At 38.5% G+C, this 23,586-nt stretch carries 24 protein-coding genes and 3 pseudogenes; 22 read left to right on the forward strand and 5 right to left on the reverse strand.

Features of this window, described 5'->3' with window-relative positions:
• Positions 1 to 10 precede the first annotated feature (10 nt).
• Positions 11 to 970, reverse strand: a complete 960-nt coding sequence (locus tag SRT_RS01705; RefSeq protein ID WP_128834005.1) for an asparaginase — start codon at positions 968 to 970, stop codon at positions 11 to 13.
• Positions 971 to 1,042: 72 nt separating this feature from the next.
• Here SRT_RS01705 and SRT_RS01710 point away from each other — a divergent pair, with 72 nt between their 5' ends.
• Positions 1,043 to 2,428: a Cof-type HAD-IIB family hydrolase gene (locus tag SRT_RS01710; RefSeq protein WP_161940063.1), complete on the forward strand. Its 1,386-nt coding sequence runs from the start codon at positions 1,043 to 1,045 to the stop codon at positions 2,426 to 2,428.
• Positions 2,429 to 2,703: 275 nt separating this feature from the next.
• Here SRT_RS01710 and SRT_RS01715 read toward each other — a convergent pair whose 3' ends face one another.
• Both SRT_RS01715 and SRT_RS01720 read right to left on the reverse strand, forming a co-directional pair.
• Complete coding sequence (locus tag SRT_RS01715; RefSeq protein WP_128832833.1) at positions 2,704 to 3,153, reverse strand: universal stress protein; 450 nt, start codon at positions 3,151 to 3,153, stop codon at positions 2,704 to 2,706.
• 97 nt (positions 3,154 to 3,250) lie between these two features.
• A complete protein-coding gene (locus tag SRT_RS01720) occupies positions 3,251 to 3,787 on the reverse strand; it encodes a biotin transporter BioY (protein WP_128832834.1) in 537 nt (178 codons plus the stop codon).
• Between the two features lie 176 nt (positions 3,788 to 3,963).
• Here SRT_RS01720 and SRT_RS01725 point away from each other — a divergent pair, with 176 nt between their 5' ends.
• The 8 genes from SRT_RS01725 (at position 3,964) to SRT_RS01760 (ending at position 12,953) form a co-directional block, all read left to right on the forward strand.
• A complete protein-coding gene (locus SRT_RS01725; RefSeq protein ID WP_128834006.1) occupies positions 3,964 to 5,178 on the forward strand; it encodes a pyridoxal phosphate-dependent aminotransferase in 1,215 nt (404 codons plus the stop codon).
• Positions 5,179 to 5,286: 108 nt separating this feature from the next.
• The gene (gene codY, locus SRT_RS01730; protein ID WP_128832835.1) at positions 5,287 to 6,072 is read left to right on the forward strand and encodes a GTP-sensing pleiotropic transcriptional regulator CodY; all 786 of its coding nucleotides are present in this window, start codon (positions 5,287 to 5,289) and stop codon (positions 6,070 to 6,072) included.
• Between the two features lies 1 nt (position 6,073).
• Positions 6,074 to 6,625 (forward strand): cysteine hydrolase family protein, encoded by a 552-nt coding sequence (locus tag SRT_RS01735; protein WP_128832836.1) that lies wholly within the window; start codon positions 6,074 to 6,076, stop codon positions 6,623 to 6,625.
• Between the two features lie 257 nt (positions 6,626 to 6,882).
• Entirely contained in the window at positions 6,883 to 8,634 is a 1,752-nt protein-coding gene (gene aspS, locus SRT_RS01740) for an aspartate--tRNA ligase (protein WP_128832837.1), read from the forward strand.
• Between the two features lie 125 nt (positions 8,635 to 8,759).
• On the forward strand, positions 8,760 to 9,062 hold the full coding sequence (gatC, locus tag SRT_RS01745; protein WP_002263475.1) for an Asp-tRNA(Asn)/Glu-tRNA(Gln) amidotransferase subunit GatC: 303 nt from the start codon (positions 8,760 to 8,762) through the stop codon (positions 9,060 to 9,062).
• The gene (gene gatA / locus SRT_RS01750) at positions 9,062 to 10,528 is read left to right on the forward strand and encodes an Asp-tRNA(Asn)/Glu-tRNA(Gln) amidotransferase subunit GatA (protein ID WP_128832838.1); all 1,467 of its coding nucleotides are present in this window, start codon (positions 9,062 to 9,064) and stop codon (positions 10,526 to 10,528) included. Before gatC ends, gatA begins: the two co-directional genes overlap by 1 nt.
• A complete protein-coding gene (gene gatB / locus SRT_RS01755) occupies positions 10,528 to 11,961 on the forward strand; it encodes an Asp-tRNA(Asn)/Glu-tRNA(Gln) amidotransferase subunit GatB (protein WP_128832839.1) in 1,434 nt (477 codons plus the stop codon). Before gatA ends, gatB begins: the two co-directional genes overlap by 1 nt.
• A gap of 83 nt (positions 11,962 to 12,044) precedes the next feature.
• Complete coding sequence (locus tag SRT_RS01760; RefSeq protein WP_128832840.1) at positions 12,045 to 12,953, forward strand: DMT family transporter; 909 nt, start codon at positions 12,045 to 12,047, stop codon at positions 12,951 to 12,953.
• Positions 12,954 to 12,984: 31 nt separating this feature from the next.
• Here the strand turns inward: SRT_RS01760 and SRT_RS01765 are convergent, their stop codons facing one another.
• Positions 12,985 to 14,154 (reverse strand): macrolide family glycosyltransferase, encoded by a 1,170-nt coding sequence (locus tag SRT_RS01765; RefSeq protein ID WP_128832841.1) that lies wholly within the window; start codon positions 14,152 to 14,154, stop codon positions 12,985 to 12,987.
• Positions 14,132 to 14,782 (reverse strand): TetR/AcrR family transcriptional regulator, encoded by a 651-nt coding sequence (locus tag SRT_RS01770; RefSeq protein WP_161940008.1) that lies wholly within the window; start codon positions 14,780 to 14,782, stop codon positions 14,132 to 14,134. Before SRT_RS01770 ends, SRT_RS01765 begins: the two co-directional genes overlap by 23 nt.
• Before the next feature lie 354 nt (positions 14,783 to 15,136).
• Between SRT_RS01770 and SRT_RS01780 the strand changes: the two are divergent.
• The 13 genes and pseudogenes from SRT_RS01780 to SRT_RS10550 all read left to right on the forward strand — a co-directional run bounded on the left by SRT_RS01780 (position 15,137) and on the right by SRT_RS10550 (position 23,583).
• Positions 15,137 to 15,753: pseudogene (locus tag SRT_RS01780) on the forward strand (DUF4230 domain-containing protein).
• 104 nt (positions 15,754 to 15,857) lie between these two features.
• Complete coding sequence (locus SRT_RS01785) at positions 15,858 to 16,385, forward strand: YqeG family HAD IIIA-type phosphatase (RefSeq protein WP_128832843.1); 528 nt, start codon at positions 15,858 to 15,860, stop codon at positions 16,383 to 16,385.
• Positions 16,386 to 17,492, forward strand: coding sequence for a ribosome biogenesis GTPase YqeH (gene yqeH / locus SRT_RS01790; protein ID WP_128832844.1), 1,107 nt, complete (start codon positions 16,386 to 16,388; stop codon positions 17,490 to 17,492).
• Between the two features lie 55 nt (positions 17,493 to 17,547).
• Positions 17,548 to 17,856 carry a ribosome assembly RNA-binding protein YhbY gene (gene yhbY / locus SRT_RS01795; RefSeq protein ID WP_128832845.1) on the forward strand — a complete coding sequence of 103 codons (309 nt, stop codon included), beginning with the start codon at positions 17,548 to 17,550 and terminating at the stop codon, positions 17,854 to 17,856.
• A 26-nt stretch (positions 17,857 to 17,882) separates the two neighbouring features.
• A complete protein-coding gene (locus tag SRT_RS01800) occupies positions 17,883 to 18,515 on the forward strand; it encodes a nicotinate-nucleotide adenylyltransferase (protein ID WP_128832846.1) in 633 nt (210 codons plus the stop codon).
• On the forward strand, positions 18,512 to 19,105 hold the full coding sequence (gene yqeK, locus SRT_RS01805; protein ID WP_128832847.1) for a bis(5'-nucleosyl)-tetraphosphatase (symmetrical) YqeK: 594 nt from the start codon (positions 18,512 to 18,514) through the stop codon (positions 19,103 to 19,105). Before SRT_RS01800 ends, yqeK begins: the two co-directional genes overlap by 4 nt.
• A 17-nt stretch (positions 19,106 to 19,122) precedes the next feature.
• Positions 19,123 to 19,458: a ribosome silencing factor gene (gene rsfS, locus SRT_RS01810; RefSeq protein ID WP_128832848.1), complete on the forward strand. Its 336-nt coding sequence runs from the start codon at positions 19,123 to 19,125 to the stop codon at positions 19,456 to 19,458.
• 273 nt (positions 19,459 to 19,731) lie between these two features.
• Positions 19,732 to 20,478 carry a class I SAM-dependent DNA methyltransferase gene (locus SRT_RS01815; RefSeq protein WP_128832849.1) on the forward strand — a complete coding sequence of 249 codons (747 nt, stop codon included), beginning with the start codon at positions 19,732 to 19,734 and terminating at the stop codon, positions 20,476 to 20,478.
• Positions 20,479 to 20,538: 60 nt separating this feature from the next.
• Positions 20,539 to 20,748: pseudogene (locus tag SRT_RS11355) on the forward strand (hypothetical protein); the annotation flags it as partial.
• Between the two features lie 21 nt (positions 20,749 to 20,769).
• Positions 20,770 to 21,126, forward strand: a pseudogene (locus tag SRT_RS10310) (hypothetical protein).
• Between the two features lie 42 nt (positions 21,127 to 21,168).
• A complete protein-coding gene (locus SRT_RS01830) occupies positions 21,169 to 22,272 on the forward strand; it encodes a nucleotidyltransferase (protein WP_128832850.1) in 1,104 nt (367 codons plus the stop codon).
• A gap of 130 nt (positions 22,273 to 22,402) precedes the next feature.
• Positions 22,403 to 23,089 carry an ATP-binding protein gene (locus tag SRT_RS10545; protein ID WP_223213963.1) on the forward strand — a complete coding sequence of 229 codons (687 nt, stop codon included), beginning with the start codon at positions 22,403 to 22,405 and terminating at the stop codon, positions 23,087 to 23,089.
• Positions 23,086 to 23,583, forward strand: a complete 498-nt coding sequence (locus SRT_RS10550; RefSeq protein WP_223213985.1) for a DUF8612 domain-containing protein — start codon at positions 23,086 to 23,088, stop codon at positions 23,581 to 23,583. Before SRT_RS10545 ends, SRT_RS10550 begins: the two co-directional genes overlap by 4 nt.
• Positions 23,584 to 23,586: the final 3 nt, after the last annotated feature.

Genomic DNA, 23,586 nt, shown 5'->3' on the forward strand with positions numbered 1-23,586 from the left:
CTCCTTTTGTTCAACCTTCTATGTATTCCTTTAATTCTTGCTTCTTAAGTCCAGCGTTGAGAGCGATGAGAAGTTTGAGTCTGGCCTTAGGGGCGTTGAGTTCTCTAACAAACATGACACCTGCTTCTTGCAGTTTGACACCGCCACCTTGGTATGCGTAGACGGGCTCTGCAATCCCGTTAAAACACCGAGAGACGAGAGCGACAGGAATTCCTTCTTGAATGAGCTTTGTAATGCTTTGAGCAGCCTCGGGTGGAAGGTTACCAGCACCTAGAGCTTCAACAACCAAACCATCAATACTGCTTTTATCTAAAGTATTTAAAAGCCAGTCTCCCATACCAGCGTAGGCCTTGATAATGGGAACAGTTCCTGTTAAAGATTCTAAGCGAAAACGAACCCGCGGTTCAGCTGTTTTGAAAAAGAGAATATCATGTTTCATAATGATACCAAGCGGTCCATGTGTAGGTGTTTGAAAAGTAGAAACATTAGTAGTATGTGTTTTGGTAACGTATTTAGCAGCATGAATTTCATCATTCATGACAACAAGGACTCCTTTGTCAACAGCATTGTCATGGCTGGCAACACGAAGGGCAGATAAGTAATTGTAAACACCATCACTCCCTAACTCATTGGAAGAACGCATAGCTCCAGTCAAAACAATGGGAATTTGTGGCAAAATCATGGTGTCTAGGAAGTAAGCAGTCTCTTCTAAAGTGTCTGTTCCATGTGTAATAACCACGCCATCGTATAAGCCAGCTGTTTCTCTGATTTTTTGAGTTAATAAAAGCATATGCTCCACTGTCATTTGCGGACTAGGAATGTTTAAAAAATCAATAGCATTAATCTGAATATCATCAAGTTTGACACTGGCATGGTTCATAGGGTTATCACTGTCTGGAACAACCCTACCAGCCTTATCAGCATGCATGGAAATGGTTCCCCCAGTATGTAAAACAAGGATTCTTTTCATGATTTTTAAAATTCTTTCAAATTGTGTTATACTATATTTTAACATAAATTAAAGAATATGAAAGGTGATATTGTGGCAATTAAGGCTGTCTTTTTTGATATTGATGGGACGCTTTTAAATGATCGAAAACATGTTCAGAAATCGACACAAGATGCAATTGCAAATATGAAAAAACAAGGCATCTTCGTTGGTGTAGCAACTGGTCGGGGTCCGGCTTTTGTAGCGCCTTTTATGGAAAATTTAGGGCTTGATTTTGCTATCACCTATAATGGTCAATATATTTTCACGCGCGATCGAGTTCTGTACCAAAATCAACTGCCTAAATCAACAGTTTATCGCGTTATAAAATATGCCAGTGAGCAAAAGCGGGAAATTTCTCTGGGAACGAGTTCTGGTCTTGTTGGCTCCAATATTATTAATATGGGAACCAGTCGTTTTGGTCAATGGATCAGCCGCATTATTCCCAAACGTTGGACTAAGGCAGTAACGCGCAGTTTTAAACACATTGTCCGTCGTGTTAAACCGCAGAGCTTAAATAGTTTGATGACTATTATGCGTCAGCCCATCTTTCAAATTGTTTTGGTGGCAACTAAGGAACAAAGTGACATTATTGCTGAAAAATTCCCCCATTTGACTATTACTCGCAGCAGTCCATACTCTGCTGATTTAATTTCTAAAGGCATGTCTAAAATAAAGGGTGTTTTATATGTTGCCAGAGAATTTGATGTTGAAATAGAAGAAATCATGGCTTTTGGTGATTCTGATAACGACCTTGAAATGTTATCAGGGGTTGGGATAAGTGTTGCTATGGGCAATGCTACTGAACAAGTCAAAACGATTGCGGACTATACAACTGCTAGCAATAATAATGATGGTATTTCTCAGGCTCTAGCACATTTTGGTGTTATCCATCAAAAAACAAATAGAATCTTCTCAAGTAGTGATGACAATTTTAATAAAGTCAAAGATTTTCATCAGCTAATGGATGGCAAAACCTGTGAAATACCTAGAATTTACGACATTGTTGAAGGTGGACACCGTTCAGCCTTTAAAGTTGAAGAAATTGTTGAATTCTTATATGCTACAAGCAACGGTGATAAGGAAGAATTTGCGCAAGCACTTGCTAGACTTCATAAAGCGGTTGATAAGGCTGCAGAGAAAGTTTTGTCAAAGCCGCATCCGCAAACGCCTTTAGTTGGACAAGTAGATGCTTTGATTGATTTATTGTACCTTACTTATGGATCCTTTGTATTAATGGGAGTAGACCCTAAACCATTTTTTGATACAGTACATGAAGCTAATATTGGGAAAATCTTCCCGGATGGTAAAGCCCATTTTGATCCAGAAACGCATAAAATTTTAAAGCCTGATGACTGGGAAGAACGCTTTGCACCTGAACCAGCCATCAAAAGAGAATTGGATCGTCAAATTCAGAAATCCTTACAACACCGTAAATGAACATAAGTAAAAGGGGATTACTAAAGGTCTCAAAAATCATGGACACTTATCTAACGGTGGTTTGGTCAAGGGTTATAAGCCATATGAGCAGCCATATTGACTTTTATTTTGTTCAAGCCTCACTCTCTTGATTTGTTGAGTCTAAGGAAAAAATTCCAATAGTAAAAAAGCTTAAAACCAAGTTATCAAAAACATTGATTTTAAGCTTTTTACGTTGTTGCTAATTACTTAATTGACTAGAAACTGAGTTTTTGCCCAGCCTCTTGTTTTAAACATTATAATGTTTTTTCGGGGTCACGAACGACCAGCAAATCAACCTTAGCGTGGCGAAGGATATATTCAGATGAAGAACCGATTAAAAGTCGTTCGAAAGCGTTGAGACCTGTTGCCCCCAACATAATGAGGTCAACATGTTCTCGTTCCGGTATTTCAGTAGCTAACAGAGGTTTTGGGTTTCCAAATTCGATAATCTGCCTAACCTTTTCTAGGCCTCTTTCACGGGCTTGCTTTTCATAATCATCCAGAACACTGTGAGCTTCTTGTTCCAACTTTTCATAAATATAAGCATCAAACGTTGCAACACTTTGAAGAGCTCGTGTATCAACGACATGTGTTAAAAGCAAATTAGCATTATTTCTAAGTGCGACACTGACACCCTTTTCAAAGGCAAGTTCTGATTCGTAGGAGCCATCAATGGCAACTAGGATATTTTTATAGCTGGACATAAGTTGAACCTCCATCTCCTCTTTTATTATATTGTAAACCTTTTCTGAAAAAAAGTAAAATGTTTTCGAGACTTTAGTTCAGCTTTTCTTAGTTTATTTACACTTGGAGTAAAGGATTGTTTTTAAACCTGCGATGAATAAAAGTAACGATTAGTACTTTTATGGTATCACCAGGGATAAAAACAAGATTGCTTAGTAAAGATTTGTCAAGAGGAAGGTGTGATTGGATTGTTAAACCAATTGCTCCCATAGCATCAATAAATAAGAAACCAATCAACCAGATGCAAATAAATTCTACTAAAAAGGGAGAATTGTCTAATTTTTCAGTGAACAGACCAATGAAGAAAGCAGCAAAAGGATAAGCTAATAAATAGCCTGCTGAAGGTCCTATAAAGACAGCTATATTCCCATGTCCTCCAGAAAGAACAGGGAGTCCTAAAGCAACCAAGAGAAGGAAAATGAGGACAGCTAAAAAACCGCGTTTAGGGCCTAACAATGCTCCAGCTAGCATGATACCCATATTCTGCAAGATAATGGGGACTGGAATAAACCCTAAAGGAATACCGGGAATAAATCCAAGTGCAATAATAAGGGCAATCATCATGGCTATTAGAACAGTGGACTTTGTTTTCATAGTGAGAACTCCTTTTAGTTAACTAAAATAAAAATATTAGTTAACTTTATTATGGCATATTTTTCCTTTAAAAGCAAGAATTGTACAACGCTATATCTATTTCAAAATTGCGATTTTAAGTAAAATGCGCTACAATAATGACACTAATGTAACAAAGCAATCAGCGAGGTAAAATGATGAAAGAATTTAATAAGTCTGCTAAACTTGAACATGTGGCCTATGATATTCGCGGTCCAGTATTAGAAGAAGCCGATCGTATGATTGCTAATGGGGAGAAAATCTTGCGTCTTAATACAGGAAATCCTGCCGCTTTTGGATTAACAGCACCTGATGAGGTTATTCGGGATTTAATTATGAATGCGCGTGAGAGCGAAGGTTATTCAGATTCGAAGGGAATCTTTTCAGCTCGTAAAGCTATTATGCAATATTGTCAGCTTAAAAATATTCCTGATGTTGATGTTGATGATATCTATATTGGCAATGGTGTATCGGAAATGATTACCATGTCTATGCAAGGGCTTTTAGATGACGGTGACGAAGTCTTAGTCCCCATGCCTGATTATCCACTGTGGACAGCTGCTGTTAGTCTGGCAGGAGGTCAGGCTGTTCATTATGTCTGCGATGAAAGTTCTAATTGGTATCCAGATATTGATAATATTAAGTCTAAAATCACTTCAAATACGAAAGCTCTTGTGGTTATCAATCCTAATAACCCTACAGGGGCTCTTTATCCCAAAGATGTATTAGAGGATATCGTTGAAGTTGCTCGTCAGAATGATTTAATTATTTTTGCTGATGAGATTTATGATCGTCTGGTCATGGATGGTGGGGAACATGTGGCTATTGCTAGTCTTGCACCGGATCTTTTTTGTGTTTCTATGAATGGTTTGTCAAAATCTCATCGTATTGCAGGTTTCCGTGTAGGCTGGATGGTTTTATCTGGGCCTAAAAAACATGTCAAAGATTATATTGAAGGCCTTAACATGCTTTCAAATATGCGCCTTTGTTCCAATGTTCTGGCTCAACAAGTTATTCAAACATCTTTGGGCGGTGTTCAGTCTATTGATGAACTTCTTTTGCCGGGTGGCCGTATTTATGAACAGCGTAATTTTATTTATAAAGCTATGAATGAAATCCCCGGAATTACAGCGGTAAAACCTCAGGCAGGACTTTATATTTTTCCAAAAATCGACCGTAATATGTATCGGATTGATGACGATGAGCAGTTTGTTCTGAATTTTCTCAAACAGGAAAAAATCCTTCTTGTTCATGGACGCGGCTTTAACTGGATGGAACCAGATCATTTCCGTATTGTCTATTTACCGCGCGTTGAAGAGCTCTCTAAGATTCAAGAAAAGATGACACGCTTCCTAAGGCAGTATCGAAAATAAAAGGGCTTTCATGAAAATTGTCGAATAGTAAGGAATTTTCTGACAATTATTTGCATTCTAAAAAAAGCTTTGATATAATAGTTTCGATTATCAAAGAAAGAGTGAATTATGGCTAATTTATTATCGAAAACGCGACGTATTACATCCATTTTACAACGCTCGGTTGAGAGCCTTCAAAGTGATTTGCCTTATAATACGATTGCAGATCAATTGGCTGAAATTATTGATTGTAATGCTTGTATTATTGATGGTAGCGGTATTATTCTCGGCTATGCTATGAAGTATAAAACCAATACAGATCGTGTTGAAGAATTTTTCCAAGCTAAAAAATTACCTGATGATTATGTAAAATCAGCCAGTCGTATTTATGATACAGAAGCCAATCTGTCGGTTGAAAATGATTTGACCATTTTTCCAATTGAATCAAAAGACATCTATCCTGATGGCTTGACGACCATTGCTCCTATCTATGGCGGTGGTATGCGTCTTGGCTCTCTTATTATTTGGCGTAATGATAAAGAATTCAATGATGACGATTTGATTCTGATTGAGATTGCTTCTACTGTTGTTGGAATTCAATTGTTGAACTTGCAGACAGAAAATCTTGAAGAAACAATTCGTAAGCAGACTGCTATTAATATGGCGATTAATACCTTGTCTTATTCAGAAATGAAAGCTGTCGCAGCTATTCTCAATGAATTAGATGGCAATGAAGGTCGCTTGACCGCATCGGTTATTGCTGATCGTATCGGTATTACACGTAGTGTGATTGTCAATGCTCTTAGAAAGTTAGAAAGTGCCGGGATTATTGAAAGTCGTTCCTTAGGTATGAAGGGTACTTATCTCAAAGTTATTAATGAAGGTATTTTTGATAAATTAAAGGACTATAGTTAAAATGAGTAAAGCACTGATTTCAATCGATTATACCTATGATTTTGTTGCCGATGATGGGAAATTAACAGCGGGAAAACCAGCTCAAGCTATTTCGAAAGCTATTGCTCAAGTCACTCAAAAAGCTTATGATAATGGTGATTATATCTTCTTCACCATCGATGGTCATGATGAAGGTGATGTTTTTCATCCTGAGACGAAGCTGTTTCCACCACATAATATCAAGGGAACAAGCGGGCGTGACTTGTATGGACCGCTAGCTGATTTCTATCAAAAGCATGAAAATGATGAACGTGTCTTTTGGATGGACAAGCGTCATTATTCTGCCTTTTCGGGAACGGATTTGGATATTCGCCTGCGGGAGCGTCGTGTTAATACTGTGGTTCTGACGGGTGTTTTGACAGATATTTGTGTCTTGCATACAGCTATTGACGCCTATAATCTTGGCTATCAAATTGAGGTGGTTCGGTCAGCGGTTGCTTCCCTAAGTCAAGAAAATCATCAATTTGCGCTAAACCACTTGCAAAATGTGCTTGGTGCAACTATAATAGAATAGTCAACAATCAAAAATTAAATATGAAGAGAAGTAGAGTAAGCCTTGCGACTTGTCCAGAGAGCATCCGCTGCTGAGAGTGATGTCTAGTCAAAAGATCCTGAAGAACATGCTTTAATCTCCTATCTTAAATATAGGCGTTTTATTCACGTTACGAATCAAGAGGTTATCAATTTATTGATGACAAATAACAGTGGCACCACGGTCTTCGTCTGTTTAGATGAAAGCGGTGCTTTTTATTTTACGAAAAAGAGGACATCATGAAAGAATTATTTATTGGAAATTATGGATTGGAACAAGTTGGGCAAAAAGTAACAGCTAAGGGCTGGGTTGCCAATATCAGAAATCATGGGAAACTGGCTTTCATTGAACTTCGAGATCGTGAGGGTCTGCTGCAAGTATTTGTAGACAGCGCTGTTGCTGACTTTAATAAGCTTCATGATCTGCATAAGGAAAGTATTTTAGCCGTAACAGGTGAGATTGTGGCACGTGATGAGCGTTTTGTGAATCCTCATATTAAATCCGGACAGGTTGAATTGCGAGCAGAAACAATCGAAATCATTGCCAGCAGTAAACTCTTGCCTTTTGAATTGGACAATCACGCTCATGCAGGTGAAGATATTCGCCAGAAATACCGCTATTTAGATTTGCGCCGTGAGAAGATGACAGCTAATTTGAAGCTGCGTCATCAAGTTACCAAAGCCATTCGTGATTATCTCAATCAGGCCGACTTCATTGATGTCGAGACACCTTATTTAACCAAGTCAACGCCAGAAGGAGCGCGTGACTTCTTGGTACCATCGCGTGTCTTTAAAAATCAATTCTATGCTTTGCCACAGAGTCCACAGATGTTGAAGCAACTTTTGATGGGAGCTGGTCTTGAGCGTTATTATCAAATTGTACGTTGTTTCCGTGATGAAGACTTACGTGGAGATCGCCAGCCTGAATTTACTCAGGTCGATTTGGAAATGAGCTTTGTTAGTGAAGAAGATGTTCGCAATCTTGTTGAAAGCATGCTTAAAGCTGTTGTTAAGGCAAGCAAAGGTATTGAACTGACAGAAGATTTTCCAATCATTTCTTATGCACAAGCCATGCGTCGTTTTGGTTCTGATAAGCCAGATACCCGTTTTGCTATGGAACTTAAAGATTTAACAGAACTTTCAAGAGGAAATACTTCTCTCTTCCTACAAAAAGGTCTTAAAAAAGAAAATGGCGTGGTTATGGGAATCTGTGCTCAGAATGCTGCAAAGGCATTCACAAATCGTCAAATGGCTACGCTAAAACAATTGGTCATGGATTTTGGAGTTGCTGGTTTTGCAACGGCAACAATAGAAAAGGGTCAAGTGACAGGATCTTTGAAGTCTACCTTTAAAGATCACAATACAGAATTATTGGAACTTTTTGAAGCTAAAGATGGCGATATGATTTTCTTTGTAACGGGTTCTCTCAAGCGTGTTCAAGAAGCCTTGGGAAGTCTTCGTGTCAGATTGGCTAAGGATTTAGAGTTGATTGATAATGATAAACTAAATTTCCTTTGGGTTGTTGATTGGCCGCTTTTAGAATGGAATGAGGATTTGAACCGTTATCAGGCCATGCACCATCCTTTTACTCAAGGAGCCTTTGAAGATGGCAGTAATTGGAAAGAAAATCCAGAGAAAATGATGAGTCGTGCCTACGATATTGTTTTAAATGGCTATGAAATCGGCGGCGGCAGTCTGCGTATTCATGAACGCAGTGCTCAAGAAGCTATGTTTGAATTACTTGGCATGAAGAAAGAAGATTATGAGCGAGACTTTGGCTTCTTCCTAGAGGCTTTGGAATATGGTTTCCCGCCCCATGGAGGTCTGGCTTTGGGACTTGATCGCTTAGTGATGATTCTAGCAGGAGAAGAAAATATCCGCGAAGTGATTGCTTTTCCTAAAAACGGTCAGGGTGCTGATGCCATGCTTGAGAGTCCAAGCTTGGTTGCAGCGCAACAGTTGGCAGATTTATACTTAACCTTGCGTGACTAACTAGCTGAATTTGTGGTAAAATAAGACAGTTAGTGAAATATAAAGAGTTTTGTTTTAATAACATAGGTGATTAGCTTTGTTAAGCATAAACAAAATGATTAGACTAGAAAAATAAGGAGAAAAGAATGAAAATTTCTGAAGAAGAAGTTCGCCATGTGGCTAACCTTTCTAAGTTAAAATTCTCAGATGATGAAACAACAGAATTTGCAACAACTTTAACGAAGATTGTTGATATGGTGGAATTACTAAATGAAGTTGATACGCAAGGTGTTCCTTTTACATCAAACGTTGCAGACAATATTAACTATATGCGAGAAGATGTTTCTGTAGCAGGTTGGGACCGCGAACAACTCTTTAAAAATGTTCCTGAACACGAAGATGGTCTGATTAAAGTGCCAGCTATCATTGATGAAGGAGGAGATGCCTAATGACTTTTAATCATAAATCCATTGATGAATTGCATGACCTTCTTGTTAATAAGGAAGTTTCAGCGCTAGAATTAACCAAGGCTACTTTAGAAGATATCAAAGAACGTGAAGAAACAGTTGGTTCTTTTATCACTGTAACGCAAGAAGAAGCATTAACGCAGGCTGCTGCTATTGATGAAAAAGGAATTGATGCAGACAATATTATGTCAGGGATTCCTTTGGCTGTCAAAGACAATATTTCAACCAAAAACATCTTAACAACTGCTGCTTCGAAAATGCTTTATAACTACAAACCCATCTTTGATGCTACTTCTGTTGAAAAGCTCTACAGCAAGGATATGATTATTGTCGGTAAGACCAATATGGATGAATTTGCTATGGGTGGTTCTACTGAAAATTCCTATTTCAAGTTGACTAAAAATGCTTGGAATCAAGGGAAAGTAGCTGGTGGTTCCTCAGGTGGTTCTGCAACAGCAGTCGCAGCTGGTCAGGTACGTTTGTCACTGGGTTCTGATACAGGTGGTTCCATTCGTCAACCTGCTGCCTTTAACGGTGTTGTTGGAATCAAGCCAACTTATGGTCGTGTCTCACGTTTTGGTTTGATTGCTTTTGGTTCTTCATTGGACCAAATCGGACCATTCTCACAAACGGTTAAAGAAAATGCCCAATTGCTCAATGTTATTTCAGGAAATGATAAGAAAGATTCAACCTCTTCACAAGTGGAAGTACCTGATTTTACACAGTTCATTGGTAAGGATATCAAGGGAATGAAGATTGCCCTTCCTAAAGAATATATTGGTCAAGGAATTGATGAAAAGGTCAAGGAAACGATTCTGAAAGCTGCTAAGCACCTAGAAAGCTTAGGTGCTATTGTTGAGGAAGTCAGTCTACCACACAGTAAATACGGTGTTGCTGTTTACTATATTATTGCTTCATCTGAAGCATCTTCAAACTTGCAACGTTTCGATGGTATTCGCTATGGCTATCGCACCGACGATTACGAAAATCTGGATGATGTCTATGTCAATACTCGCAGCGAAGGCTTTGGTGAAGAAGTGAAACGTCGTATTATGCTGGGAACTTTCAGTCTTTCCTCAGGTTATTATGATGCCTATTTCAAAAAAGCTGGTCAAGTACGAACACTTATCATGGAAGATTTCAAAAAGGTCTTTGCCAACTATGATTTAATTTTAGGTCCAACAGCACCAACTGTGGCCTATGATTTGGACTCTCAACACCAAGATCCGGTTGCGATGTATCTAGCCGACCTCCTGACTATCCCTGTGAATTTAGCTGGTCTGCCAGGAATCTCCATCCCTGCTGGCTTTGTTGAAGGCTTGCCTGTTGGTATGCAACTGATTGGTAAACCATTTGCTGAACAAACTATCTATCAAGCAGCAGCAGCTTTTGAAGCAAGTACAGATTATCATAAACAACAACCAGTTATTTTTGGAGGTGCCAACTAATGAATTTTGAAACGATCATCGGATTAGAAGTCCATGTTGAATTAAAAACAAATTCTAAAATTTTTTCACCTGCACCAGCACATTTTGGAGAAGATCCAAATACCAATACCAATATCGTTGACTGGTCATTCCCAGGTGTCTTGCCTGTTATGAATAAGGGTGTTATTGATTATGGCATCAAGGCTGCGCTGGCTCTTAACATGGCTATTCATCAGCGCATGCACTTTGACCGTAAAAATTATTTCTATCCTGATAATCCAAAAGCTTATCAAATTTCACAATTTGATGAACCTATCGGCTACAACGGTTGGATTGAAATTGAATTAGAAGATGGCAGCACCAAGAAAATTCGCATTGAACGCGCTCACTTGGAAGAAGATGCTGGGAAAAATACGCACGGTGTTGATGGCTACTCTTATGTTGACCTCAACCGTCAAGGTGTCCCTTTGATTGAAATCGTATCGGAAGCTGATATGCGTTCACCTGAGGAAGCCTATGCTTATTTGACTGCCCTTAAAGAAATTATTCAATATACGGGCATTTCAGATGTTAAAATGGAAGAAGGCTCCATGCGGGTGGATGCCAACATTTCTATCCGTCCTTATGGACAGGAAGAATTTGGTGTCAAGACTGAATTGAAAAATTTGAATTCCTTCAATTTTGTTCGTCGTGGTCTGGCTTATGAAGAAAAACGTCAGGCAGAAGTACTTCGTTCTGGCGGTCAAATCCAACAGGAAACACGCCGCTATGATGAAGCAACAGGGGAAACCTTGTTAATGCGTGTCAAAGAAGGCTCAGCAGATTATCGTTACTTCCCAGAACCGGATCTACCTATTTTTGAAATTGAAGATGAATGGATTGAAAAAGTTCGAGCAGAATTACCAGCCTTTCCAAAAGAACGCCGTACCAAGTATGTCAATGACTTAGGCTTATCAGCTTATGATGCTGCCCAGTTGACCAACTCAAAAGCGATTTCAGATTTCTTTGAAGCAGCTCTTGCTCAAGGTGCAGATGCGAAAACAGTTTCTAATTGGCTGCAAGGAGATATTGCTCAATATCTCAATGCTGAAAATCAAACTATTGATCAAATCGGTTTGACACCTGAAAACTTGACTGAAATGCTTCAGTTAGTGGCAGACGGAACCATTTCTTCTAAGATCGCTAAGAAAGTCTTCGTTCATTTAGCTAAAAATGGCGGTTCTGCCAAAGAATATGTCAAATCAGCCGGTCTTATTCAGATCTCTGATCCAGCCCAACTTCTGCCAATCATCCAAGAAGTCTTTGCCAACAATGAAAAAGCGCTTAATGACTACAAAGGCGGCAACAAAAATGCAGCCAAATCTCTGGTTGGTCAAATCATGAAAGCCACAAGAGGACAAGCCAATCCGCAAGTCGCACAAAAGTTGCTTAATGAAGAATTGGCGAAATTATAATAAACTAAAAAATCGGTTGCTGCCGATTTTTTTGCTGCAAAATTATGCTAAAATAAAGGAAATTGTATTTTTGGAGAGTAAGTATGAAGAAATCATTTAATGGAACGGTTCTTATTGTTCTGGCAGCTATTGCTTGGGGCATATCAGGAGTGTCGGGTCAATTTTTGATGAAGCAGGGAATTTCTGTTCATTTATTGACTTCCTTGCGTTTATTGATATCAGGACTGCTTTTGGTTGGGGCTGTCGCTTGGAAACAGCCTCAGCAGATCAAAGCTGTTCTAAAGGATAAAAAGGTGTTAGCTGGGATTTTTGGCTTTAGTATTTGCGGGCTTCTGCTCAATCAATTTAGTTATTTGCAGGCCATTCATTATACTAATGCTGGAACAGCAACCGTCTTACAATATATGTCACCTGTTCTCGTTTTAACTGTTATCTGTATTAAGAACCGTAGTTTGCCCACAATAGGTGAAGTGATTTCCATCCTTTTTGCTATTTTAGGAACGTTTATTATAGCAACACATGGACAGTTGGGCAATCTCGCTCTGTCTCCAGTTGGTCTTTTTTGGGGTCTCTTTTCTGCTGTGACTTATACTCTTTATATGCTTTTGCCCATTAAACTCATTCATAAATGGGGGAGCCTCTTAGTTATTGGATTAGGTATGGTGATGGGAGGAATGGTATTTGGTCTGGTCAGCCGGTCTTGGCAATACAATCCTTATTTTCAGGCAGAAAATCTTTTGGCCTATTTTGGTTTAATCATTGTTGGCAGTGTTTTTGCTTACACTGCTTTTTTAAAGGGAGTCAGTCTGATCGGTGCGGTAAAGGGCAGCCTTCTAGCTGCTATTGAACCAATCGCTGCAGTTTTTTTCTCAGTTACCATTATGAAAGACATTTTTTATCCCATTGATTTTTTAGGAATACTGTTGATTATATTAGCTGTTCTTATCATTTCTATCAAGGATTTATTAGCAGTCAATAAAGAAAAAATCTGAGTTATAGTCTCAGATTTTTTTCTCTATTTGATTAAGGTTTGGTTTGTAAATCTTTGATAATGGTTTGAGCTATTAGGGTATTTCCGCCAGCAGTTTGAGCAATCTTTTGAAAATGAAGAATAGTGTTTTTATAAGAAGAATTTTCAAGAATTGTTTGGGCTGCTTGTCTGATTTCTTGAGGATTTAGGCTGCGACGTTTGAGGTATTTCCCCAGATGTAAATCGGCCACTTGCTGCGCTACTCGAGGCTGATCATTGCCAACAGGAATCACTAGCATAGGGCAGCCATAATAGATAGCTTCATTAACACTGTTCATGCCACCATGGGTAAGAAAAAGTGAAGCTCTTTCCAAGATTTGGAGTTGAGGAACGAAAGAATAAAGATGAACATTGGCTGGCATTGTTCCTAGTTGTTCTTTTTTAATCCTATTTCCAAGTGAAATAATGATAGAGTAGGGCTCATTTTCAAAAGCCTTGATACATTTTTTAAAAAAGGAAACAGAGCGATTGAGGAGAGTACCTAATGAAATATAAATAATCGGATTTTTAAAGGGTGTAAAATCAAAAGGAACTTCATCAGGACGATTGATGGAAGGTCCAACGTATTGATAGTGTTCATCATCAAAGGCTTTAGCATCAAGCTGGAAGTCTCGTATCGTATAAGTAAAATTAAGAGCAGGAGCATTCAGACTGATTTCCTTAGCAAGATCATCATAAATCAGCTGAAATGTTTTCTGCAATTTTTTTGATATAAAATGACGCAAGAGAGGGAAGCGAAAAATACTGGTCAGATAAAAGCCACCGGTTTCTCCAAATTCTTTCAAAATCTTTTCATTCAAAGAAAAAGTTGAAAGCAGCCGATAAGCTGGAATATTCAGTCTGTCCGCCAGAGCTTTTCCTGGAAAAAACAGCATTTCATAAATCAAGCAATCGTAATCTTTACCCATACGTAAGACCGTCTGATAGGCAGCTGACCAGCTTTTAACTTTCTTTTGCTTTTCTGATAACGAATCTGGGTAATGGTCATAAGGAACGAAATGTGCACCTGTTCTTTCAATTTTACTTTGCCAATCAGGGGCATTAATATAGGTGACATTATGACCTAGCTGGACTAAAATTTGAGCAAGTCCCAAAGTCGGATTGGTGTGGCCGGAAAAAGGAAGATTAACCATTAAAATGTTATAGTGTGTTTTTTTCATCATAGTGTTTTAATCCATTTTTAAGTTTGTTTTTATCGTTTTCATCTAAAAGAGGAAGGTCGAATTTTGCCAGTAAAAGTGCGATAAAATCAATCCTTTGGCAAGCTGTCTGATAATCAAAGTCAACAATAGCAGGATCTAGCCAAATATCAAACAGCAAAACAAGAATTTCTGAAAGTTCTTTAGAGTACTGACAGTTAAGCTTTTTTTCTTTTATTTCCTGCTGGATGATAGCTTCAATGTATTGAGCAACCACTGTTAGAGAATTTTTTAACGTTTCTAAAAAGGCAAAAGGGATTTTCTCAGCCCAATGAAGTCTGGTTAATTCTGCTAATGAAAGATTTTCAAAAAAATAAGTTAGAATCCCCTTAAATTTTTGTTGGGCATTTAACTGATTATTGCTGATGAGATCATCTAGACATTGCCTAAGATTGTCCATTTCCAGACTGATTTGAAAATTTAGAATCTCTTGCTTACTGGAAAAATGATGATAGATAGCGCCTTTTGAACGTCCGCTCTTGTGGACAATTTCCTGCATTGTTGTTGCATCATAACCCTTTTGCATGAATAATGCCATTGCTGTTTGGGCAATTGCCTTTTTAGATAATAGCGTTTTTTCTTCTTGTTTCAAAGTATAGCCCTTTCTTTTTCACAAAACAGACCAACAGTCTGTTTTTTAGATTATAGTAACGCTTTAGATTGGAAATGTCAAACTTAATAATCTAAGAAATAAACTTTTCTATAATCCTTGGAACGAAATATATATGAAACAATTTAAATATATAGTAAAAATTCTAAAAATATTATATAATAGACGAGTGAAATAGAAATAAAAAAGATTTGGAGAATAAGTATGAAAAAGTTGTCTTTAGGACTTATATTGGCAGTAGTAGTGTTTCTTTTAGTTTTTTTAAATCCTTATTTAGCTGGGATTATTGGTATTGCTGGTGTTTGGTTTTTAAAGGATTAGGAGAATAGAAATAGAATGAAGATGTTAAAGAAAATTTTGGGTTGTAAAATCTATATTTGGTTTGTTGTACTGATAGCTTTGGTGGGATTGTTTTTTATTGGTATGGTATTAATCAAAACAATAATAAATCTGCTGATAGTTCTCAATCTTATTCAATGGTGAAATATATTGAAGCGACAAATGAAACGGTTTTCTTGAATGTAGGGATTGAAAAAGTAGATGCACTTTCTAATGCGACTAAAGTACTTGGGATAACGATTCCTTACTCGCAAAAGAAAGCAATTATCATTTTGAATTATGAAGCAAAATTAGGGATTAAAAGGGCTGTTTCAATAAATAAAACGAGAGAGAATAATTTTGAAATTAAAATTCCTAAATTTGAAGTTGTTAGTGTAAAATTGGATGATAAGCATCCATATAAATTGTATAATAGAAGTGGTGAATTATTAAGCGGTTCTACAGAAGAAGTAGATACGGGTAAAGCTGCCACATCGTCGCTAACTAATAAAGAACAGAAAAAATATTTGAAACAGTATTCTGATATGATTAAAAAGTCTGCTGAAGATCATTATAAAGTTTTAATTAAATCTATTTATCCTGATGTTAAGTTGACCTTTGTTTACGAAAATTAACGATTTAAGCCCTTGCTATCAACCAGACAGCAGGGCTTTTTCTGCCTCGCCTTATTCTTTATTTTATGTTAAAATAAAAGGTAATATTTTAGTTGGAGAAGTAAGTGAGTATCGAAAATTATCGACCCGATTTCGTGGTAGAAGCCGTTTATGATTTAACCCCTGATAGTCTGCGCAAGCACGGTATTAAAGCCGTTCTTGTCGATTTGGACAATACCCTGATTGCTTGGGATCATCCTGATGGCACACCTCAGTTGCGGGATTGGCTGGATAGTATGACTGAAGCGGATATGCCGGTAGTTGTGGTATCTAACAATAGTTATACACGTGTTAAACGGGCTGTCAAAGGGTTTCATGTAGATTTTGTCAGTCGAGCCCTGAAACCTTTTTCTCGCGGTATTAATATAGCAGTGAATCGCTATGGCTTTTCTAAAGATGAAGTTGTTATGGTGGGCGATCAGCTGATGACGGATATTCGTGCGGCTCACCGTGCTGGTGTTAAAAGTATTTTGGTTAAACCTTTAGTTAAGTCAGATGCTTGGAATACCAAATTTAATCGTGCGCGTGAGCGTCGTGTTTGGAAGAAAATAGAAAACAAATATGGCGCTTTTGTCTATAAAAAGGAAATTTAAGTGGAAGAATTATTTTGTATCGGCTGTGGTGCGCAAATTCAAACGACAACCAAAGAGCAAGCTGGCTATACACCAAAATCAGCCTTGGAAAAGGGACTTGAAAATGGGGAAATATACTGTCAACGCTGTTTTAGACTGCGTCATTATAACGAAATCACAGATGTGCATATTTCAGACGATGAATTCTTAAAGCTTCTCCATGAAGTGGGGGACAGCAGGGCTCTTGTTGTTAATGTGATTGATGTTTTTGATTTTAATGGCTCCGTCATACCGGGTTTGCAGCGTTTTATCTCTGGCAATGATTTGCTTTTAGTGGGCAATAAAGCGGATATTCTCCCTAAGTCAGTTAAGTCCGTAAAAATAACACAGTGGCTGATGGAACGTGCTCATGAAGAGGGCTTGCGACCACTGGATGTTGTTTTAACGAGCGCTCAAAACAAATGGGCTATTAAAGAGCTCATTGACAAGATAGAAAAACTCCGCCAAGGACGTGATGTCTATGTTGTCGGTGTCACTAATGTTGGGAAATCCACTCTTATCAATGCCATTATTCAGGAAATCACTGGTGATAAAAATATTATAACAACATCGCGTTTTCCGGGAACGACCCTAGATAAGATTAAAATTCCTCTGGATGACGGTTCCTATATTTTTGATACGCCAGGGATTATCCACCGTCATCAGATGGCTCATTACTTATCAGACAAGGCTCTCAAGTATATCAGTCCTAAAAAAGAAATCAAGCCTAAAACTTATCAGCTCAATCCTGAACAGACGCTCTTTTTAGGCGGTTTGGCTCGTTTTGATTATGTAATGGGTGATAAGCAAGGTTTTACAGCTTATTTTGATAATAATCTCAAATTACATAGAACTAAGTTGGCTGGAGCGGATGCTTTCTATGACAAACATATTGGCAGCCTTTTGACGCCGCCAGATAAGAAAGAAATGGCAGCCTTTCCCAAATTGGTAAGGCATGAACTTATGATACAAGAAAAGACAGATCTTGTTTTTTCAGGTTTAGGTTGGATTCGCATCAATGGCAGAGCCAAAATTGCTGCTTGGGCACCTGAAGGGGTTGCTGTTATGACGAGAAAAGCCTTGATTTGACTTATCTAGATGTTAGGCTTATAACCCTACCATTTTAATAAAAGGAAAAATAAATATGCTTACAAGTAAACAGCGTGCCTTTTTAAAATCGGAGGCACATTCTCTGAAACCCATTGTGCAGATTGGGAAAAATGGTCTCAACGACCAAATCAAAACTAGCGTTAGAAACGCTCTTGATGCACGTGAATTGATTAAAGTAACTCTTTTGCAGAACACTGATGAGGATATTCACGAAGTGGCTGAAATTCTGGAAGATGAGATTGGTTTGGATACTGTCCTTAAAATTGGGCGCACTTTAATTCTTTATAAGGAGTCCAGTCGTAAGGAAAATCGGAAACTTTCGGTCAAGGTTAAAGCAATCTAAAGAATGATTGTGATAATGGAGGCAAGATGGCTTTAGAACTGTTAACACCTTTTACTAAGGTGGAGTTGGAAGAAGAAAGAAAAGATAAAAGCCGGAAACAAGTCGGTATTTTAGGCGGGAATTTTAATCCGGTTCACAATGCTCATCTGTTGGTAGCGGATCAAGTTCGTCAGCAACTGGGATTGGATGAGGTCTTGCTGATGCCAGAATATAAACCACCACATGTTGATAAGAAGGAAACCATTGATGAAAAACATCGGCTAAAGATGCTGGAATTGGCTATTAAAGGTATTGAAGGCTTGGCTATTGAGACCATTGAACTCAAACGTAAAGGAGTCTCTTATACCTACGACACCATGAAAGATTTGATTGAACAAAATCCTGATGTTGATTATTATTTTATTATTGGTGCCGATATGGTAGACTATTTGCCTAAGTGGCATAAGATTGACGAGCTGATTCAGATGGTACAATTTGTTGGCGTACAGCGTCCTAAATATAAGGCTGGAACTTCCTATCCTGTCATTTGGGTGGATGTACCGCTTATGGATATTTCCTCTAGTATGATTCGAGATTTCATCCGTAAGAATAGAAAGCCGAATTTTCTTTTGCCAAAACCGGTTCTTGATTATATTAAGAAAGAAGGACTTTATCAATGACTTATGAAGCTTATATTGGCATAAACCGAGATGAGTTACTGAAAAGACTTAAATCGGTAGTTCCTAAAAAGCGTTTAAGACACATGATAGGTGTCGAAAAGGCTAGTATTTATTTGGCTGAAATCAATGGTTATGACACTGAAAAAGCTGGCTTAGCAGGGCTTTTGCATGATTATGCCAAGAAATTATCTGATCAGGAATTTTTACAACTCATTGATAAGTACCATCTTGATTCGCAATTAAAAAATTGGGGCAATAATGTCTGGCATGGAATGGTTGGGATTTATAAAATTCAAGAAGATTTAGGCCTGAAGGAACAGGAAGTCCTGCGTGCCATTGAAATTCATACTGTAGGTTCTAGTCACATGTCAACTTTGGATAAAATTGTTTATGTTGCTGATTATATCGAATGCAATCGTGATTTTTCGGGGGTGGACAAGGCACGTGCCATTGCAGAAACGTCATTGAATAAGGCTGTTGCTTATGAGACAGCTAGGACAGTTGCATTTTTGGCTAGTAAAGGTTTGAAAATTTATCCGCAAACTCTGGAAACTTATAATGCTTATGTGGACTATTTAAGAGAGGATTAAATGAAGGAAAAAAATTACTGGAATTAATCGTTAAGGCCGCTGATGAAAAGCGGGCTGAAGATATTGTTGTGATGGATTTGCAGGGTCTGACAACCTTGACAGATTACTTTGTTATTATGCATGCGACTAATAGCCGTCAACTGGAAGCTATTGCTGAAAATATTCGTGAGAAGGTGCTTAAAGCTGGAGGCAATGCTAGCCATATTGAAGGTGATTCTAAAGGTGGCTGGGTGCTGCTTGACCTCAGTGATGTTGTTGTTCATATCTTTTCAGAAGATGAACGTTACCATTACAATCTCGAAAAACTTTGGCATGAAGCGCCAATAGTGGACATGTCAGAATACTTAGCATAAATGACAACCTTGCCAGACGGCAAGGTTTTTGAAAACAAGAGAAAATCTAGTGAGCCCCTAACAGTATGCTTTGTGGCAGGAAATTTGTAAGAAAGGACAGAAGGCGAGCAAAACGAGCCTTACACGATAAGTGCTGTTGTGGTGAAAAGATAGTAACAGTTTACTTGTGTTACTATCAAGGAAAACCGAAAGATTTAGGCTTTCTTTAGGAATGGAAGCACGTAGTGGGTCGCTTCCGACCTCACCATCTAAAGCAACTATCAAAAACAAAAGATGACAAATTATCAAAAATTCGCTGCCGTCTACGACAGCATCATGGATGATTCACTTTACGATCAATGGACCGACTTTTCACTCCGCCATTTTCCCAAAAAGAAAAGTGCTAAGCTTTTAGAATTAGCTTGTGGAACGGGTATTCAGTCTATTCGTTTCAAGCAGGCTGGTTTTGATGTGACAGGGCTGGATTTGAGCCAAGATATGCTGAATTTGGCTCGCAAACGTGCTGAGGCAGCAGATTTGGATATTCCGTTTATTCAAGGCAATATGCTAGAGTTGTCGCATCTGGATCAGTTTGATTTGGTGACTTGCTATTCGGATTCCCTTTGTTATATGGAAGATGAAGTGGCCCTAGGCGATGTTTTTGAGCAGGTCTACGCTCATCTAAATAGCGGCGGGATTTTTATCTTTGATGTGCATTCGACCTACCAGATGGATGAGGTTTTTCCGGGTTACGCTTATCATGAAAACGCGGAAGACTTTGCCATGCTCTGGGACACTTATAGAGATGAGGCACCGCATTCGGTTGTGCATGAATTAACTTTCTTCATTCAAGATGATGATGGTCGTTTTACCCGCTATGATGAGGTTCACGAAGAGCGCACCTATGACCTGTTGACCTATGATATTTTGCTGGAACAGGCAGGTTTCAAAACTGTCAAGGTTTACGCAGATTTTACAGATGATACCCCTAAAGAAGATAGTAAACGTTGGTTTTTTGTAGCAGAGAAAAGAGAAGAATGACCTATGAATAATTTGTTATTTGTGTTAGGACTGGGCTTAGCAGGCATTGACCCTGTTGGTATGATCCTGCTGATTGCCATGCAGGCGGCGGGCTTATCTAAGAAAAGAGTCTATCTTTTTGGCAGCTTGGTTCTTTTTGGAACGGTCTTACTAGGTTTTGTTTTATCAATCATATTAGGAAATGGCATATCGAATATAGCACAAGCCCTTGGTCAACTCCCTAATATAGCCTGGGTTTGGATTTATGTGGTGCTTATTGCTGCCTTGATTGCTTGGGGCGTCAAACGTCTGCTGACAGTAGAAGAATTGAACAGTCAAAGCAGTCAAAAGAGCAACAAGGGCATCTATGCAGCAGCGATTTTCATGATTTACACAGCCATTGTGGATCCCACGTTTTTAGCTGTGCTAGCCTTGTCTGGTCAAGTAAACAATGCCCTCTTATCGCTACTATGTAATCTCATCTGGGTACTTATCAGCCAAAGCCCGCTCTTCTTGTTGATTTTGGCTGTTATGTCTAACAAACACCACCTATTTATTGATAAATTTAATGCTTTCTACGACAGATGCAGACAGCCTATCAAGTGTGGGATAACGGGCCTCATCTTTTTATCTGCGCTTGTATTGCTGATAGACTTATCTTTTTATTGACTTTCAGATAACTGGTTTTTAGGATAAAATGGAGGAAATCTCATGACCACAACAGGCATTATCGCTGAATTTAATCCCTTTCATAATGGGCATAAGTACCTACTGGAGCAGGCGCAGGGGCTGAAGATTGTTGCTATGTCCGGTAATTTCGTCCAGCGGGGTGAGCCTGCCATCATTGATAAGTGGACACGAGCACAAATGGCGCTGGAAAATGGCGCTGACCTTGTGGTTGAACTCCCTTTTTTGGTTGCTGTTCAGTCGGCCGATTATTTTGCCAGCGGATCAGTGGATATCTTAGCTAAACTCGGCATTGATACCCTTGCTTTCGGTACAGAAACTGCTCTGAACTATAATGGCTTGTCTACTATTTATGGAAAAATGGCAGAGCAGATGAGTGAATTCCTCACAACGTTACCTGAGGAGCTCAGCTATCCCCAGAAAACCCAAAAAATGTGGGAAAAATTTGCGGGTGTTCAGTTCACAGGAGACACTCCAAATCATATTCTTGCTTTGGCCTATGCCAAGGCTTGCGCAGGAAGAAATATACGATTACGGCCTATCCAACGACGAGGAGCAGATTATCATTCTACGGAAAAAACTGTGGCCTACGCTTCCGCGACCAGTTTACGTTATCACCGGCAGGATCCAGCCTTTGTGGCTAAAAGCATGCCCAATGCAAACCTTTTTCAAACGAGCCCACAAGTGACTTGGGAAGACTATTTTCAGCTTCTGAAATACCAGATTGCAACCCAGCCAGATCTAACACAAATCTTTCAGGTCAATGAAGAATTGACTATCCGCATCAAAAAAGCCATTCGTCAGGCAAAAACCATTGACCAATTAGTAGAAGCAGTCGCAACCAAACGCTATACAAAAGCGCGCGTGCGCCGCATCTTAATTTATATCTTAATTGGTGCGCGTGAAACTAGCCTACCGCAGGGCATTCACATCCTTGGTTTCACAGCCGCTGGTCGTAAGCACTTGGCTAAGATCAAGGACAAAACCCAGATCATCTCCCGAATCGGCTCTAGTCCATGGGATCCATTGACCCAACAAGTTGACCAAGTCTACCAACTCGGAAATCCACAAATAGCCGAACAAACATGGGGACGCGTGCCCTTAAATATTGAAAATGAAGTCCAGTAAAACAGTAGGAACTTCATTTTTTTGTATTGGAGAACAAAAAGCACAAAAAAACGAAACTTTTTTGTATCGGAATACAAAAGATTGAATAAAATTATCGTTTTGTTATAATATTATTAAAGAGGTAAAAATTATGATTGAAAGAACTGATTATTTAAATAAGTTAAAAGAATTCAGAGATAAAAAATTTATTAAAGTAGTAACGGGGGTTCGTCGTTCTGGGAAATCAACGCTTTTTCAGCAATTTAGGGATTATTTACAAAAAAATGGTGTAGAACAGAAACAAATCATCAATCTCAATTTTGAAGATCTGGCTATTGAAGACTTGAAAGACTACCATAAGCTATACCATTACATTATCGAGCGATTAAATCATCAAAAGATGACCTATATTTTTCTGGATGAAGTCCAAGAAGTTCCAAATTTCCAGAGAGTTGTGGATTCACTTTATATTAATGATAATGTGGATCTCTATTTGACTGGCTCCAACGCTCATATGCTATCTGGAGAATTGGCTACGCTTTTGTCTGGTCGTTATGTTGACTTGCAAATTTTACCGCTATCTTTTAAAGAATACTATAGTTTGGCTGGCGGGGATAAGCGAGAAGCATGGAGAGCTTATTTTAGTCAAGGAGGTTTTCCTTATCTTACCCAGATTGATAATCCAGAAATAAGACGCGATTATTTGCAGGGTATTTACAATACCGTACTATTGAAAGATGTTGTAGCTCGTAACACCATTCAAAATGTCAGTATTTTGGAAAGTCTCATTCGTTTTCTTTTTCTAATATCGGCAGCATTGCTTCTCCTAAAAAAATAGCTGATACCTTAACATCTTATGGTAGGAAAGTCAATTCAAGAACGGTTGAAAACTATATTCAGGCTTTACTAGATGCCTTTATATTATATGAAGCTAGACGTTATGATATCAAAGGAAAGCAGCATCTCAAGACACTGGAAAAATACTATATTGTTGATATAGGACTCCGCCATTTACTTATTCCAGAAAAAAATCAAGACTTAGGTCATATTTTAGAAAACATTATTTATCTAGAACTCATTCGTAGAGGTTATCAAGTTACCATTGGTAAAATAGGAACTCTTGAAGTTGATTTCATTGCTCAAAAAGGCGATGAAGTTGCTTATTATCAAATTTCAGCGACGGTTTTGGATCCAACAACCCATGCCAGAGAAATAGCGCCACTCCAAAAAATCAAAGATAACCATCCAAAATATCTCCTCACACTGGATGACCTCACTATAAATGAAGACGGCATCAAACACGAGAATGTTATTGACTTTTTGTTGGGGTGAGGG

It is taken from the genome of Streptococcus troglodytae, assembly GCF_002355215.1.
Classification (GTDB): Bacteria; Bacillota; Bacilli; order Lactobacillales; family Streptococcaceae; genus Streptococcus; species Streptococcus troglodytae.

Bases quoted from the DNA above. Each gene is read 5' to 3' on its own strand.
- SRT_RS01705 (WP_128834005.1), bottom strand. From the start codon at position 970: ATGAAAAGAATCCTTGTTTTACATACTGGGGGAACCATTTCCATGCAT.
- SRT_RS01715 (WP_128832833.1), bottom strand. From the start codon at position 3,153: ATGTCCAGCTATAAAAATATCCTAGTTGCCATTGATGGCTCCTACGAA.
- SRT_RS01720 (WP_128832834.1), bottom strand. From the start codon at position 3,787: ATGAAAACAAAGTCCACTGTTCTAATAGCCATGATGATTGCCCTTATT.
- SRT_RS01725 (WP_128834006.1), top strand. From the start codon at position 3,964: ATGAAAGAATTTAATAAGTCTGCTAAACTTGAACATGTGGCCTATGAT.
- codY (WP_128832835.1), top strand. From the start codon at position 5,287: ATGGCTAATTTATTATCGAAAACGCGACGTATTACATCCATTTTACAA.
- SRT_RS01735 (WP_128832836.1), top strand. From the start codon at position 6,074: ATGAGTAAAGCACTGATTTCAATCGATTATACCTATGATTTTGTTGCC.
- aspS (WP_128832837.1), top strand. From the start codon at position 6,883: ATGAAAGAATTATTTATTGGAAATTATGGATTGGAACAAGTTGGGCAA.
- gatC (WP_002263475.1), top strand. From the start codon at position 8,760: ATGAAAATTTCTGAAGAAGAAGTTCGCCATGTGGCTAACCTTTCTAAG.
- gatA (WP_128832838.1), top strand. From the start codon at position 9,062: ATGACTTTTAATCATAAATCCATTGATGAATTGCATGACCTTCTTGTT.
- gatB (WP_128832839.1), top strand. From the start codon at position 10,528: ATGAATTTTGAAACGATCATCGGATTAGAAGTCCATGTTGAATTAAAA.
- SRT_RS01760 (WP_128832840.1), top strand. From the start codon at position 12,045: ATGAAGAAATCATTTAATGGAACGGTTCTTATTGTTCTGGCAGCTATT.
- SRT_RS01765 (WP_128832841.1), bottom strand. From the start codon at position 14,154: ATGATGAAAAAAACACACTATAACATTTTAATGGTTAATCTTCCTTTT.
- yhbY (WP_128832845.1), top strand. From the start codon at position 17,548: ATGCTTACAAGTAAACAGCGTGCCTTTTTAAAATCGGAGGCACATTCT.
- SRT_RS01800 (WP_128832846.1), top strand. From the start codon at position 17,883: ATGGCTTTAGAACTGTTAACACCTTTTACTAAGGTGGAGTTGGAAGAA.
- yqeK (WP_128832847.1), top strand. From the start codon at position 18,512: ATGACTTATGAAGCTTATATTGGCATAAACCGAGATGAGTTACTGAAA.
- SRT_RS01815 (WP_128832849.1), top strand. From the start codon at position 19,732: ATGACAAATTATCAAAAATTCGCTGCCGTCTACGACAGCATCATGGAT.
- SRT_RS01830 (WP_128832850.1), top strand. From the start codon at position 21,169: ATGACCACAACAGGCATTATCGCTGAATTTAATCCCTTTCATAATGGG.
- SRT_RS10545 (WP_223213963.1), top strand. From the start codon at position 22,403: ATGATTGAAAGAACTGATTATTTAAATAAGTTAAAAGAATTCAGAGAT.